Below are 13,011 nucleotides of genomic sequence, written 5' to 3'. Positions count from 1 at the left end.
CCGCGTATGCATCCGATCATGGTATCGGCCTCAACGGGCGCCGCTCACGCGGTCCTTGCGGTGCCCGTCCCCTTCTCCGCGTCCAGGGCGTACACACAGCGGTCCTTGCTGCACGCGTACACGACGCCGTCCCTGACCACCGGTGCCCCGGTGATCTCGCCGCCGGTGGCGAGCTTCCAGCGGAGGCGGCCGTCGTCGGCCTTGAGGGTGTAGAGGAGGCGATCGGTCGAGCCGAAGTGGATACGGCCCTCGGCGACCGCGGGGGCGCCCACGATGTCGCCGCCCGCCTGGAAGCGCCACTTGGGTGTACCGGTGACCGCGTCGAGCGTGTAGAGGCCCTTGCCGCTGCCGACGTGGACGTGGCCGGCGGCGACCAGGACCGGTTCGATCGACGCCCGGGACTCCGTCGCGATGCGCCAGCGGTCGCGGCCGTCGGCGGCGTCGAGGGCGTAGACCGTGCCGAGGTAGTCGGCCAGATAGATCCCCCCACCCGTCACCGCCGGGCCGGGCGCGAAGGTGGGCGGGCAGAGGAAGACCGCGGGCGCCTCGAAGTGCCAGCGGACCCGGCCGCTCGCCACCTCGACGGACAGCACGCGGGTGCCGGCGGAGACGTACACATGGCCGTCGGGTGCGGGGGTGATCCGTACGGGCACGCCACCGCAGGAGGCCGCGTCGCCGATCGGGTACACCCATCGCTCGTCGCCCGTCCGGGCGTCCAGGGCGCGCAGCCGGGCGTCCTGCCACACGTACACGGTGCCGTCGTGCAGCGCCGGGCCCGCCTCCGGGGACTCGAAGTCGGTCTGCGCGCCGGACAGCTGCCACAGCTTCTGCCCGGTGGACGCCTCCCAGGCCTGCACTCCGCCGCCGCGCGTCCCGGTGACGACGGTGCCGCGCTCGGCCTTGAGGGAGTACACCCAGGCGTCCGTGGACAACCGCCACAGGTCACCGCCCTCACGGGCGTCCAGAGCGAAGAGGGTGGGCCCGTCCGAGGCGTGGATACGGCCGTCCGCGACCGCCATCGACCAGGCGACGTCCCGGGTCTTGAAGCTACGGCGGCCGGTCGCGACGTCGAGTGCGTGCACCTCGAAGGAGGTGACGTAGACGAGGTCGCCGGCGACGGTCGGGGTGCCCCAGACGTCGTTCGACATGCGGAACCGCCAGGGGCGCCAGCCGGAGGCGGTCTCCGGGGGCAGCGGCGGCGGTACGGGGACGGCGGGGCCCACGGCGGCGTCGGTGCCGTTGACGCCGGGCCGGGGCCGGGACCAGGAGGCGACCAGGCCGGCCTCCGGAGGGGGTGCCTTCACGGCGGCGGCGCGGGCGTCGGCGACGCGCGGCCCGGGGCCGATCGGCACCGGGGCGCCGGCCAGCCGTACGGGCCCGGTGTCGGGGGCGCCGACCGGGACCGGCACGACGGGGTCGTGGGAGGGCGGCGGCGGTACGGCGGCGCGCCCGCCACCGCTGCGGCCTGCGGTGGGCGTCGGTTTCACCGGCGGGCGGCCACCGCGCCGGGTCTCGATCAGGGTCACCGCGCGCTCGGGCAGCCAGGCCGACGCCGTACCGCTGTCGTCGGAGCCGGAGCCGAAGAGGTGGGGGGCGAGCTGGGCCTGGAGGTCGGCCGGGTTGGGGCGGCCGGTGGCCTCCATCTGCATGCAGGACTCGATGAGGGGGCGCAGTTCGTCCGGGAGACCGGCGAGGTCGGGGCCCTCGCGCAGCAGCATGAAGACGGTCTCGACCGGGTTGGCGCCGTGGAACGGGGGGTGTCCGGTGGCGGCGAACACGAGCATCGAGCCGAGCGAGAACACGTCGCTCGCGCCGGTGACACTGCGCGAGTCCTTCGCCTGCTCCGGGGACATGTAGGCGGGCGTACCCACCGCCACGTTCGTCATCGTCAAACGGGTGTTCGACACACCGGAGGCGATACCGAAGTCGATGACCCGCGGCCCGTCCTCGACCACCAGCACGTTGGAGGGTTTCAGGTCCCGGTGCACGAGCCCGGCGCCATGGATGGACTGCAGCGCCTCCGCGACCCCCGCCGCGAGCCAGCGCACCGCCTGGGCCGGCATCGGCCCGCACTCGTTCACTATCTCTTCGAGGGAGGGCGCGGGAACGTACGCGGTGGCCAGCCACGGCACGGCGGCCCGCGGATCGGCGTCGACCACGGCCGCCGTATAAAAGCCGGAGACCGCCCGCGCGGCCTCGACCTCACGCGTGAAACGGACCCGGAAGAGCTGGTCCTCGGCGAGTTCCGTCCGCACGGTCTTGATCGCCACGCGCCGGCCGGACGCCGAGCGCGCGAGATAGACCAGCCCCATGCCGCCCGCACCCAGCCGTCCCAGCACCTCGAACGGCCCGATCCGCCGCGGATCGTGCTGCGTCAGCTGATCCACCACTTGCCTGCCACCTCCCCGTACGAGCCGCGGTACCCACGTATGTACGCGACCCCGTGCAGCGTCTCACCACCGCACCGCCATGGCGGCACGCACCCTGATTCTTCCTGGCCTGGCCACAGGTTGCGAACCCGGCGACTAATCGGGGTGTCTCGACATATCTACGGACAAAAGTCCAGGTGTCAGCGTTGCAGCAGCGCGAACGACGCCCCTTGATTGTCTGTGACGACGGCCACTTTTCCGTACGACGTCTCGAAGAGCGGAACCTGGACCCGCCCGCCGAGCCGGTGCACGGCCCCCAGAACAGCCGCGATGTCCTCGACCCGGAAGTGGACGAGGAAATGCGGCGGCATCTCGACCGGGAACACATCGGAGACGGGCGCCCGCCCGAAGTCGGGAACGGCCTCCGGTCCGAAGAGCGCGTCTGTGAAAAGTTCGCCGTAGAAAGTGTTCGCGGCCTCGGTGTCACGGGCGTACAGCTCGGCCCAGCCGAAGGTGCCGGTCTTGTGCCGGACCCCGAAACCGGGGTGCCGGGCCGCCTGCCACAGCCCGAAGACGGCACCCTCCGCATCCGCGGCGAGGGCGGCCGTGCCCAGTTCCCCCACGGCGATCGGCGCCATGACGACCTGCCCGCCGGCCGCCCGGATACGCCCGGTCAGCCGCACCACGTCCGGTGTCGCGAAGTACACCGTCCACACGGTCGGCATCCGCCCGTCCGTCTTGTGGGCGAGCGCCGCGACGGGCTCGCCGTCCTTGCGGGCCCACACGGAGCCGCCGTACGCCTCCTCGAAGGTCCACCCGAAGAGCTCACCGTAGAACCGCCTGCCCGCCTCCACGTCGGGAAGCTGCGCGTCCACCCAGCAGGGGACGCCCTCTCCGTACGCGGATGCCCTGTTTTCGGCCATACCGTCAAAGTAACGGCGACTCACGCACCCCGCAGACCAGGCACACCACCCTCTGGACCCTCGTGCACCCCATTTGCAGTCGGCCGAATCGCGCTCCGATCACCCCTCGGTAAGCTGACGGCATGACAGGACAAGTGCGTACCGTCGACGGCCGCGTGGCCGGCCGGCGTGGGCAGGCGACCCGGCAGAAGCTGCTCGACTGCCTCAGCGAGATGCTCAGCTCCTCCCCTTACCGGGACGTCAAAGTCATCGATGTCGCCCGGAAGGCGGGGACTTCACCCGCGACCTTCTACCAGTACTTCCCGGACGTCGAAGGCGCCGTCCTGGAAATCGCGGAGCAAATGGCCACGGAGGGCGCCGGGTTGACCGAGTTGCTCGCCGGCCGGACCTGGGTCGGCAAGGCCGGCTGGACCACCGCGCAGGAACTCGTGGACGGATTCCTCGAGTTCTGGCGCAAGAACGACGCGATCCTGCGGGTCGTCGACCTCGGAGCGGCCGAGGGCGACAAACGCTTCTACAAGATCCGCATGAAGATCCTCAACTCCGTGAACAACTCCCTCTCGGACGCGGTCGCCGAACTGCAGGCCAAGGGGCGGGTCGACAAGGACGTGAACCCGGCGGCGGTCGCCGGTTCACTGGTCGCGATGCTCGCGGCGGTCGCCTCGCACCAGAAGGGTTTCCAGACGTGGGGCGTCAAGCAGGCTGAACTCAAGCCGAACCTGGCGCTGTTGGTCCACCTGGGCGTGACCGGCAAGAAGCCGACGAAGTAGCAGTTTCTGCTTCCAGGTCCCAAGTCCTGTCTCGCGGGCGGTGGTTCACTCCGGTGGACCACCGCCTGCCCTGCGTGTGATCCGGAACAGCCGGATCTCCCGCTCCACCCGCGCCTGATAGGTGGCATACGGCGGCCAGAAGGCGAGCGCCGCCTTCCACACCTCGGCCCGCTCCTCCCCCTCCAACAACCGGGCGCTGACCGGGATCTCCTCACCTTTCCAACTGACCTCGGCGTCGGGATGGGCGAGGAGGTTGTGCGTCCAGGCGGGGTTGCCGGTACGGCCGAAGTTCGACCCGATGAGAATCCACCCGTCCTCCACCGGCATACAGGCGAGGGGACTGTGGCGGAGCTGTCCGCTCCGCGCACCGGTCGAGGTCAGGATCACCCCCGGCAGCATCTGCGCGCTGAGCAGCACCTTCCCGCGCGTGAGCCGGTGCACGGCCCGGTCGAGAGCGGGAATGACATGGGGGGCGATCCGCGCGAACGCCCGGGTCGACGACACCTTCTGCACCGCACGCACACCGATCACACCGTCACCTCGCGGCTCTCGAAGAGATGCGCGCCCTCGGCGGCGTACGCCCGCAGCCGGTGCACCGGCCCGAAGAGCAGTTCGTCACCGGCGGCGCGCTTGAAGTACAGGTGGGCCTCGTGCTCCCAGGTGAAGCCGATCCCGCCGTGCAGCTGAATCCCCTCGGCGGCGGCCCCTCGCAACGCCTCCAGGGCCTGAGCGAGGGCGAGCCCACCGACCCGCTCCCCGTTGCCGATCGCCCAAGCAGCGTAGTAGGCGGCCGACTTGGCCGCCTGGACCTGCACATACACATCGGCCAACCGGTGCTTCACCGCCTGGAACGACCCGATCGCCCGCCCGAACTGCTCACGCTGCTTGACGTGTTGAACGGTCCGCTCCACCACACGGTCGGCGGCCCCCACGGCCTCGGCGGCGAGCACGGCGGCGACGGTGTCACCGAGCGCGGAGAGCTCCCGCAGGACGAGAGGACTGTCGTCGGCACCGAGCAACTCAGCTTCTACGTCCCGCAGTTCGAGCCGCGCCTGCGGCCGGGTCGCGTCAAGTGCGGTCTGCCGAGTCCGTACGAGCCCGCCGGCATCCCCCGCAACCAGGAACAACAAGATCCGCGACCGGGCGAACCCCCCGGTGTGGGCGGCAACGAGCAGCAAGTCGGCACTGTGCCCGTCGAGAACCTGCTCGACCTGCCCGTACAACCGCCACCCGTCCTCCCCCTCCCTCCGGGCCTGCACCCCACCCGCACGCCCGCCCCCCGCCCACTCCCCGTCGTTGTCGCCGGTGAGGGTGAGGGCGGTGGTGAGTGCGGTGCCGGGTACGGCGAGGGCGGCGGTCAGGGACCCGGCGGCGACACGGGGCAACAGCCGGGCGCGCTGGCTTTCACTCCCGAAGGCGAGCACGAGCGGAGCGACGAGAACGGCGGTGGCGAGGAGCGGAGAGGGCGCGAGAAAACGCCCTGTCTCCTCACAGGCCAGGGCCAGTTCGGTGGACGTACAACCGACCCCGCCGTAGGCCTCCGGAAGCGCGAGCCCCGGCAGGCCGAGCTGATCGGCGAGGGCGGTCCACAGCACGGGATCGTGCCCGGCGGGGCTGTCGAGAGCGGTGCGGAGGCGTTCCGGCCCGCAGCGCTTGGTGAGGAGTTCGCGGAGGGTACGGCGGATCTCGTCCTGCTCGGCGGTGAAGCTGGCGTCCATGACACTTCCCTCCAGATCTGACGGTCCGTCATATTAGGAGTCCGGGCACGATATGCACAGAGGGAGGAGGCGCCTCATGACACCGGGGAGCCGCAAGGTCGCCGTGGTGGGCGTGGCGCTGTCCGACTGCGGACGCGTGGACGACATGACCCCCTACGCCCTGCACGCCCAGGCGGCCCGCCGCGCACTGGCGGACGCGGGCCTGGACCGGGGCGTGGTGGACGGCTTCGCGTCGGCGGGCCTCGGTACGCTGCCCCCCGTCGAGGTGGCCGAGTACCTGGGCCTGCGCCCCACCTGGGTGGACTCGACGGCGGTGGGCGGCTCGACCTGGGAGGTCATGGCGGCCCACGCGGCGGACGCGATAGCGGCGGGCCACGCGAACGCAGTTCTGCTGGTCTACGGCTCCACGGCCCGCGCCGACATCAAGGCCGGCCGCCGAACCGGCAACCTCTCCTTCGGCGCGCGGGGCCCGCTCCAGTTCGAAGTCCCCTACGGCCACACGCTGATCGCCAAGTACGCGATGGCCGCGCGCCGCCACATGCTCGAATTCGGCACGACGATCGAGCAGTTGGCGGAGGTGGCGGTACAGGCCCGCGCCAACGCCGCCCTCAACCCCGAGGCGATGTTCCGCGACCCGATCACCGTGGACGATGTCCTCTCCGGCCCGATGATCGCCGACCCCTTCACCAAACTCCACTGCTGCATACGGTCCGACGGCGGCGCGGCGGTACTCCTGGCCGCCGAGGAGTACGTACAGGACTGCCGTACCGCACCGATCTGGGTACTCGGCACCGGGGAGTCCGTCTCCCACGCCGCGATGTCCGAGTGGCCCGACTTCACGGTGTCCCCGGCGGCGGTGAGCGGCCGCCTCGCCTTCGCACGGGCCGGGGTCCGCCCGGAGGAGATCGACTTCGCCGAGATCTACGACGCGTTCACCTACATGACGTTGGTGACGCTGGAGGACCTCGGTTTCTGCGCGAAGGGCGAGGGAGGAGCCTTCGTGGAGAAGGGACGCCTGCGGGTGTCGGGCGGAGAACTCCCCGTGAACACGGACGGGGGCGGCCTGTCGGCCCAACACCCCGGAATGCGGGGCCTGTTCCTGCTGGTGGAGGCGGTACGGCAACTCCGCGGAGAGGCCGGCGCGCGACAAGTGACCGGCGGAGACGGAGAGTTGCCGCGCCTCGGAGTCGCCTCCGGAACGGGTGGCTGGTTCTGCTCCTCGGGGACGGTGGTGTTGGGCCGGGGCTGAGTTCAGGGGGTTGGGGTTGCCGCACGGGGCGCTGACGCCAAGGCCGCTCACCAGTTGCTGTTGGGCCACTCGCTTCTCAGCCAGTGTCGGGCTTCCACGCCCCGAGTAAAGGGCGCTCCCTACGGTCGCGTCGGCTACGCCGATTCCGCTCCGCTCCACCCTTGACTCGACCCGCTCCAGCCCGTGAGAGAAGCGAGCGAGCGGCCCGAAAGAACGGGTGGCCAGGCACACATCCCCCTACCTGAACTACGCCCCGGGCCGGTGTCCCGGGACGCGTCAGCGCCTCGCCAGCACGCCGGGTCGGCTCAGCGGCCAATGCCCGGTGGATGGCACGCCCTCGCGCCTCGCCAGCACGCCGGGTCGGCTCAGCGGCCAACGGCCGGTGGGGTGGAGTGGAGTGGGGCGAGGCGGGGGGGTCGCTGGAAGCTGTAGGACAGACTAACCACTGACCAACTAGTTGACTGGTTACAAATGACCCCAGCTTCCGGAGAGGGTGGTCGGGGAGTCGGGGAGTCGGGGAGTCGGGCTGCAAAGTGTGACACTTTCGCGCCGACTGTCACACTTCGGCGGACCGGTACCCCCGGGGAGGGGCCACCGGCAGCTTCAGGCCACCGCCGGACCACCACCCGGCCCCACCCCCGGCCCGGAGCCTCCACCCATCACCCGCATCCCCTCTCAATGCGGATGTCCCCACCGGCCGTTGGCCGCTAAGCCCACCCGGCGTGCAGGCGAGACGCGAACGCGCCCCCACCACACCGGCCCACGACGTAGCTCAGGCAAGGGGATGTATGCCCGGGCCACCCATCCCTCCGGGCCGCCCGCTCGCTTCTCACACGGGTTTGCGTGAGACGAGTCAAGGGTGGAGCGAAGCGGAATCGGCGCAGCCGACGCGACCGCAGGGAGCGCCCTTTACACGGCTCACGCACACCCGACACTGACAAAGAAGCGGGCGGCCCAACAGCAACCTCCGCCGGCTCAGGGCCAGAGCAACCCCTTCGACCAGCCTCCATCTCCCTCCCGGATATAACGCAGGCGCACGTGTCGTCGTAGGGCGTCTCCCTGGAAGAACTCGATCTCGTCGGGGAGTACGCGGTAGAGGGTCCAGGACGGGACCGGGGTCTGTGGCTGCTGTTGGGCCAGTTCCCAGGCTGTTTCGGAGGTCTGTTTCAACTCGGCCAGGGACGAGAGAGGTTCGCTCTGGTGGCCGGTCAGGGCCGCTGCGAGGGCGCCGGTGGAGTGGGCGTGGAGGTCGGACCGGGATTCGGCCGGGGTGGCTGGGACGACCGGGCCTCGTAGGCGGACCTGGCGGCCTAGGCGGGGCCAGTAGAAGGTGAGGGCGGCGTAGGCGACGGCCTTCAGTTGGTGGCCCTTGCGGCTCGTGGCGTGGGTCGCGAAGGACCAGCCCTGCTCGTCCGCGCCGTGCAGCATCACGATCCGCGCGTCCGGGAGACCGTCGGCGTCCGTTGTCGCGAGGGACATCACGTGCGGCTCGGTCTCCCCCGCCGCCACCGCCTCCGCGAACCAGGTGGTGAAGAGGGGCAGGGGGGTGTCCGGAGCCGTGGCCGGGTCCAGCGGCGGCAGCTTGGTCACCTCCGGGGCCCATACCCGTAGTGACTTCAACAGTTCGTGGAGATTCGTTCCCGATCCTGATCCCGTTGCCATGGGGTGAGTATCACCTCGGAGCCGAGGCGGGGTGGAAGTCGTAGCCCGCGAAGTCCGCCACCGGGCGGTACCCGATCCGTTGGTACAGGGCGTTGCTCGTCGGGTTGGCCAGGTCCGTGAACAGCAGGACCTCCTGCGCGCCCGCCGCCCTCGCCATCCTGCTGACCTCGACCGTGACCGCACCGGCGTAGCCCCGGCCCCTGAGGTCCGCGGGGGTGTAGACGGGGGCTACCCGGATCTGTCCGGCCACCTTCGTCGTGAGCCCGGCCATGGACACCGGCGTACCGTCCGGCGTCTCCCAGAGCGTGATCCCGCCGTACGCGATCCGGAAGTCGGCCCACTCGCCGGGGTCCTGCGAGGTGCCGCTCTCGCCGATGGCCTTCGCGAACTCGACGTACCAGCACATGAGTTGTTCGCGATCCTTTGCCGTCGCGACTCTCGGGCGGCCCGGCGGAACGGGCCCCGGGATCGTCAATTCGCCGAGGCGGTAGAGGCGTTGGCGCGCGTGGAGCTCGGGTGCGGATCCCGTCCGTCGCGCCCACGCCTCCGCGAAGGCCGACGCCGTGTCCCGTTCACTCATGACGCCCGGCAACTCGTCGCCTCGGGCGGCCAGTTGGGCCGCCAGCGCGGTGGCCTCCCCAGTGCTGAGGGCGGTGAGCATCAGGCGGCCCGGGGGTGTGCGGAAGAAGGCCGCCCTTACGGCGCCGTCTCGTTCCAGCGCGCCGAAGACCGGGGTTCCCTCGCCGTACAGGTGCAGCCCGCGTCCGCGCAGCGCGCCCGTCACCGTCAGCGGGACCGTGTGCAGCGCCGGGCGGGAACGCAGGAACTCCCCTGCCCGGGTGAGGAATTGGTCCAGGTCCTCGGTGAGGTGCCAGGCGTCGGCCGTCACGCTTTCACCTCCGGGTCCGTCGCGAGGCGGCCGTGCAGGTGTACGTCGCGGAACGCGTCGCGTCGGCCCGCCTCGAACATCGCCCCGCGCAGTGTTCCCTCGGCCGGGAAGCCGCAGCGTTCGGCGATGTGGCAGGAGGCGTCGTGGCCGAGGGCGTGGCCCAGTTCGAGGCGGTGCAGGCCCAGGTCGGTGAGGGCCCAGCGGGCGGCGAGGGTGAGGGCGCGGGAGGCGACGTGCCGGCCGCGGGCCTCGGGGAGGGTCCAGTAGCCGACGCGGGCGACGCGGACGATGTGGTCGATGTCGTTGACGCCGATGTGCCCGAGGGTCGTACCGCCGGCCGCGTCGGTGACGCAGAACGAGGCGCTGAGGCCGTCCTCCGCGTTCTCGGCGCGGGAGCGGAGCGAGTTGCGGGCGCCGGTGAGGTCCGTGATCGGCCGCAGCGGGGTGTTCCAGCGCTGGAACTCGGTGTCGGACACTCCGCGCAGCCAGTCGGCGACATCGGTGTCGTCGTCGGCGTCCCAGGGGCGCAGCCGCAGTCCGTGACCGTTCAGCTCGGGGAGGGGGTGCTGGAGGGACCGCTCGCGTATGTGGGCCATCGCGCCATTGAATCAAGCCCCCTGTGCGCCGGATACATGATTTTCCCTCGGCCTGAACACCGGTATGCCGTCCCTGAACGCCACCTCGACCGGCATTCCGGCCCGCAGTGCGGCCGGCTCGGATTCCACGACTTCCGTCATCATCCTCGGGCCCTCGGCGAGATCGACGACCGCCGCCACGTACGGCACCCGCTGCCCGAAGGGCGGCAGATCGTTGCGGTGGACGACGGACCAGGTGTAGAGCGTGGCGTGGCCGCTCGCGTTCTCCCAGGTGACGGCCTCGCTCCAGCAGTGGGGGCAGAACTCGCGGGGGTAGTGGTGGGACCGTCCGCAGTCCGCGCAGCGCCGGAGCAGGAGTCGGCCCTGCGCTGCGGCCTCCCAGTAGGGGTGGGTGAAGGTGTCGACCTCGGGGAGGTCGTGGCGCGGGTCGCCGTCGGGCATCAGAACCACCCCAGCGCCGCGTCCACCGACCACACCTGCCAGGACATCGCGAACAGCGCCACCACCGAGATGAGCGCCATCATCGCGTTCTGCCCCTGCTCCGCCCAGTCGTGGATCATGAGCGTGAAGTAGAGGACGTTGAGGAGCAGGCCCCCGACGAGGGCGGCCGGGGTGAGGAAGCCCACGACCAGGCCCAGGCCGACCGCCAACTCGGCGTAGACGACGACGTACGCCATCGTGCGCGGGCGCGGCGCGACCATCACGTCGAAGCCCGAACGGACCGCCGTCCAGCGGTGTTTGGCGGCGACGTCGGCCGCCCAGGCGATGCCGGTGCCGCGTTCGAACCAGGCCTTCTTGTCCTTGTGCCGCCAGCTCTCCAGCCACCACAGGCCGAGTCCTATACGCAGCACGGCGAGCCAGTCGGCTCCGCTGAGCCAGATCGCGTCCATGAATCTGACGGTACGTCAGAAGCTGAGGAAAGCCGAGAGGGGGCCATGAAAATCCTGTGCGCGGGCGCCACCGCTGTGGGTCCCCCATGAATGCCCGGCAGATTGTTGACGATTTTGTTCGCCGCCGATTACGTTCGCAAGCGCAAGGACAGGGAGCGGTCGGGAAGACGCGGTCAGGAAGACGAGAGGCAGCACGGTGAAGCACAGGGCAGTGAAGCGCAGGACGGTAGTCATGGGCATCGGCGCGACCGCCGGTGTCGCGGCGGTCGGCGGCATCGCGCTCAGCGCGAACGCGAGCGACTCGAAATCGTCGTCCTCCTCCTCGGACGCCCTGGTCTTCGACCCGGACGCCTACACGAAGCTGACGAAGACGATCACGGACACCGAGGGCACGGAGCACACGGTCGTCTACCACTTCTGGAAGGCGATCACGTACGTCGCCGACCCGGTGGACGCCACCTACCAGTCGCTGATCGTCAGCTCCCCGGTCGAGATCGACGGCAAGGCGGTCGACGCGAGCAACGCGCCGATCCTGCTCGCCAACTCCATCGGCGGTTACCTGCCCGCCTCCGTGGCGACGGCCACCGAGGTCGGCGGCGGCGGTTCGGCGATGGGCGGCGGCGCGGCCCCCAGCGGCGCCCCCAGCGCCTCGACCTCGACCTCGGCTTCCGCGAGCGCCTCCGCCCCCGGCGCCAACGGCAACACCAACGCCACCGGCGGCGCGACCTCCAGCAACCAGCTCCTCGCGCTGGCCGCCGGCTACGTCGTGATCGAGCCCGGCGCCCGCGGCCGTACGCTCAAGAACTCCAGCGGCGAGTACTACGGCACCGCCCCGGCCGCGATCGTCGACCTCAAGGCCGCCGTCCGGTACATCAAGTCCAACAAGGGCCGCATCCCCGGCAACGTCGAGCGGATCGTCTCCGCCGGTACGAGTGCCGGTGGCGCGCTGTCCTCGCTGCTGGGCGCGTCCGGTGACAGCCCGATCTACGACAAGTACCTCAAGGAGCTGGGCGCGGCCGACGCGTCCGACGCGATCTTCGCGACCGGCGCCTGGTGCCCGATCACGGACCTGGAGCACGCCGACGGTGCCTACGAGTGGAACTGGGGAGCCAACGACCTGAGCACCGGCAAGCAGGTCGACCAGACGGTGTCGAAGGCGCTGCGCGGTCAATTCGCCGAGTACCAGGCCGGGTTGAAGCTGCGCGGCCTCGGCGGCTTCGGTCCGCTGAACGCGCGCAACCTCGACGCGTACATGGTCGAGCAGTACCTGGAGCCCTCGGCGACCACGTACCTCGCCGCCCTCTCGGACTCCGCCCGCGAGACCTACCTGAAGGCCAACACCTTCATCACCTGGGCCGACGGCAAGGCCACCTTCACCTGGGCCGACTTCCTCACCCACGTGGGCGCCCGCAAGAAGGACACCCCGGCCTTCGACGCCTTCGACCTGTCGGCCGGCGAGAACAACGAGTTCGGCACGGGCACGACGCTGGCCCGCCACTTCACGACGTACGGCGCGAAGAACGACTCAACGGGCCTGAGCAGCAAGCGGGTTGCGAGCGACATCCCCGCGAAGCTCGACCTGATGAACCCGATGTTCCACCTGGTGGAGAAGGTCAACCAGAACCGCTCCAAGCACTGGTGGATCCGCCTCGGCACCAAGGACTCGGACACCTCGCTGACGGTCGCCGCCAACCTCGCCGCCCGCCTCGACAACCTGGGCGACGACGTCAACCACCTCTACTACTGGGACGAGGGCCACGGCGCCAACACCGACCCGGGCGACTTCATCAAGTGGATCGCCCAGGTGACGGGCCACAAGGCCAAGCGCGGCAAGTAGATCCCGGCCTCTCGCAGTCCCCAAGGACGCGGTACCGGTTTCCCGTCATACATTCCGGTCACCGCCTCACGACGCCGAGCCCCGCCGCGCACCGTGCGGGCTCGGCGT

At 70.6% G+C, this 13,011-nt stretch carries 12 protein-coding genes; 3 read left to right on the top strand and 9 right to left on the bottom strand.

All coding sequences use genetic code 11. The features are described 5' to 3' along the window. Positions 1–44: 44 nt before the first annotated feature. Both OO70_RS21925 and OO70_RS21920 read right to left on the bottom strand, forming a co-directional pair. Positions 45–2,390 (bottom strand): outer membrane protein assembly factor BamB family protein, encoded by a 2,346-nt coding sequence (locus tag OO70_RS21925; protein ID WP_043673873.1) that lies wholly within the window; start codon positions 2,388–2,390, stop codon positions 45–47. Positions 2,391–2,569: 179 nt separating this feature from the next. After that, on the bottom strand, positions 2,570–3,292 hold the full coding sequence (locus OO70_RS21920) for a VOC family protein (protein ID WP_078651496.1): 723 nt from the start codon (positions 3,290–3,292) through the stop codon (positions 2,570–2,572). A gap of 122 nt (positions 3,293–3,414) precedes the next feature. Between OO70_RS21920 and OO70_RS21915 the strand changes: the two genes are divergently transcribed. Further along, on the top strand, positions 3,415–4,062 hold the full coding sequence (locus tag OO70_RS21915; RefSeq protein WP_199827368.1) for a TetR family transcriptional regulator: 648 nt from the start codon (positions 3,415–3,417) through the stop codon (positions 4,060–4,062). A gap of 45 nt (positions 4,063–4,107) precedes the next feature. Here OO70_RS21915 and OO70_RS21910 read toward each other — a convergent pair whose 3' ends face one another. Together OO70_RS21910 and OO70_RS21905 are read right to left on the bottom strand one after the other, a co-directional pair. Further along, positions 4,108–4,593, bottom strand: coding sequence for a nitroreductase family deazaflavin-dependent oxidoreductase (locus OO70_RS21910; RefSeq protein WP_043673865.1), 486 nt, complete (start codon positions 4,591–4,593; stop codon positions 4,108–4,110). Next, entirely contained in the window at positions 4,590–5,780 is a 1,191-nt protein-coding gene (locus OO70_RS21905) for an acyl-CoA dehydrogenase family protein (protein ID WP_043673863.1), read from the bottom strand. The genes OO70_RS21910 and OO70_RS21905 overlap by 4 nt, the downstream gene beginning before the upstream one ends. Before the next feature lie 76 nt (positions 5,781–5,856). Here OO70_RS21905 and OO70_RS21900 point away from each other — a divergent pair, with 76 nt between their 5' ends. Beyond that, on the top strand, positions 5,857–7,029 hold the full coding sequence (locus OO70_RS21900) for a thiolase C-terminal domain-containing protein (RefSeq protein WP_043673860.1): 1,173 nt from the start codon (positions 5,857–5,859) through the stop codon (positions 7,027–7,029). 975 nt (positions 7,030–8,004) lie between these two features. Here the strand turns inward: OO70_RS21900 and OO70_RS21895 are convergent. From OO70_RS21895 to OO70_RS21875, 5 genes are read right to left on the bottom strand one after another with little or no spacing between them, the layout of a single operon-like run. Then, positions 8,005–8,691, bottom strand: a complete 687-nt coding sequence (locus OO70_RS21895; protein ID WP_043673858.1) for a pyridoxine/pyridoxamine 5'-phosphate oxidase — start codon at positions 8,689–8,691, stop codon at positions 8,005–8,007. A 10-nt stretch (positions 8,692–8,701) separates the two neighbouring features. Then, a complete protein-coding gene (locus OO70_RS21890) occupies positions 8,702–9,580 on the bottom strand; it encodes a GNAT family N-acetyltransferase (protein WP_043673855.1) in 879 nt (292 codons plus the stop codon). Next, positions 9,577–10,176, bottom strand: coding sequence for a GNAT family N-acetyltransferase (locus tag OO70_RS21885; RefSeq protein ID WP_043673852.1), 600 nt, complete (start codon positions 10,174–10,176; stop codon positions 9,577–9,579). The genes OO70_RS21890 and OO70_RS21885 overlap by 4 nt, the downstream gene beginning before the upstream one ends. A 12-nt stretch (positions 10,177–10,188) precedes the next feature. After that, positions 10,189–10,617 carry a Zn-ribbon domain-containing OB-fold protein gene (locus OO70_RS21880; RefSeq protein ID WP_043673849.1) on the bottom strand — a complete coding sequence of 143 codons (429 nt, stop codon included), beginning with the start codon at positions 10,615–10,617 and terminating at the stop codon, positions 10,189–10,191. Continuing rightward, entirely contained in the window at positions 10,617–11,066 is a 450-nt protein-coding gene (locus tag OO70_RS21875) for a hypothetical protein (RefSeq protein ID WP_043673844.1), read from the bottom strand. The genes OO70_RS21880 and OO70_RS21875 overlap by 1 nt, the downstream gene beginning before the upstream one ends. A 232-nt stretch (positions 11,067–11,298) precedes the next feature. On the opposite strand from OO70_RS21875, the gene OO70_RS21870 reads away from it, so the two are divergent. After that, complete coding sequence (locus tag OO70_RS21870) at positions 11,299–12,903, top strand: subtype B tannase (RefSeq protein WP_043673840.1); 1,605 nt, start codon at positions 11,299–11,301, stop codon at positions 12,901–12,903. Positions 12,904–13,011: the final 108 nt, after the last annotated feature.

The sequence above is a fragment of the Streptomyces xylophagus genome, from assembly GCF_000716435.1.
Lineage (GTDB): Bacteria > Actinomycetota > Actinomycetes > Streptomycetales > Streptomycetaceae > Streptomyces > Streptomyces xylophagus.
Note: the sequence above shows the minus strand (reverse complement) of the source record. Positions and strands in the feature narration are given on the sequence as shown.